The 1,452-nt window shown below is 73.9% G+C and carries 1 protein-coding gene; it reads right to left on the reverse strand.

What is annotated here, in order from left to right:
- Positions 1-80: 80 nt before the first annotated feature.
- Entirely contained in the window at positions 81-1,403 is a 1,323-nt protein-coding gene (locus tag EAO71_RS36310; RefSeq protein ID WP_399753781.1) for a diacylglycerol/lipid kinase family protein, read from the reverse strand.
- Between the last annotated feature and the right edge of the window lie 49 nt (positions 1,404-1,452).

Here is a 1,452-nt window from a genome sequence, read left to right on the forward strand (position 1 = left end):
GCCTTCGTCGCACGCGAGACGTGACCCCGGCGGTCCCGGCCGTGCCCGCGACGATCGCCCGGCGGAACCCGGGCCCGCCCTCAGCGCGCGCGGCCCAGGGCCAGCGCGGTGATCCACCGCCAGTTCAGGGGCGAACTGGGGGCGGTGGTGCCGGGCCGGTTCCGGGGCACCAGGACACGAAGGGCGCGCGGGCGCAGCGTGCAGACGACCGGCGTGGGCAGCGTCAGCGCCTCACCGTCCACCGCGACGGGGATGGTGTCGGCCTCGGCCGTGATCTCCACGCCGCGCGCCGTCAGGACGCTGAGCCCCGACGAACGCGTCCCCCGCACGGCGAGGTCGGCGGCCTGCCCGGCGGTCTCCACCCGAAGGCCGATCACCCCGAGCTTCCCGCGGTCCAGCCGGGCTCGCAGGCCCGAGGCCATCGGATCCGGCGCGGCGTAGGGGTTGTTGCTGACCAGGATCGCCTGCTGGTCGACGAGTCGCTTGTCGCCCGCCGTCGCGTCGAGGCGCCGGCTGCTGTCCCCGAGCAGGTCGGGCATCAGGTCGAGCGCCGTTCCGGCCTTGGCGTCGCGGTACTCCGGACGCTGCACGATGTCGGCGTAGACCCCGAACGACACGGTGTTGACGAAGGGACGGCCACTGACCGAGCCGAGGTCGACCCGCACCTCCTCGCCGTCCGTCAGGGCGTCCAGACACCTGGCCGGGTCCGTACGGTCGAGTCCGAGGTCCATCGCGAAGTGGTTGCGCGTACCGGCGGAGATCACGAGGAACGGCAGGTCGTTGTCGGCCGCCACCCGCGCCACCAGGGCCTGCGTGCCGTCACCGCCCGCCACCCCCAGCAGGTCCGCCCCCGCGGCCACGGCCTCACGCGCCAGCTCCTCCACATCGGTCCCGGCCTCCGTGTCCAGCAGGTGCACCTCGGCCCCGAGCTGCTCGGCCCGCTCCACGAGCCCGAAACGGCCGACCTTGCCGCCGCCCGACTCCGGGTTCATGATCAGCACGGGCCGCCGCGGAACCGGCCTCGTCCTGCCGCGCATCACGTACGCCTTCCCCGTGGCGCGCACGGCCGCCCGCGCGCACAACAGGGCCACCCCGTACAGGCCGATGGCCAGCAGGGCGTTGCCCCACACGCCCTCCGACGTGAAGTGGATCAGTACACCGACGGGTGCGCCGACCGCGAGGAGAACGCCTGCCACGCGCAACAGCCCACGCCGGGCCACCAGCCACCACAGACCCACCGCCGAGACGACGATGCCGCCGAGCCCGCTCACCAGCACCAGCGGCCCGGCCGTACCCACCACCAGCAACACGACCAGAACCGCGGCCACCAGCAACAACAGAGCGCAGCGGGCCAGAAGCCGCGCCGCTCCCCGCCTCCTGCCCGAACCATTCAGCGGTTCCACGTCCGGCCCCAGCCCTTCCCACTCGGCCTCGTGAGGTTCGCTCCCCACC

It is taken from the genome of Streptomyces sp. MS191 (genome assembly GCF_008042125.1).
Classification (GTDB): Bacteria; Actinomycetota; Actinomycetes; order Streptomycetales; family Streptomycetaceae; genus Streptomyces.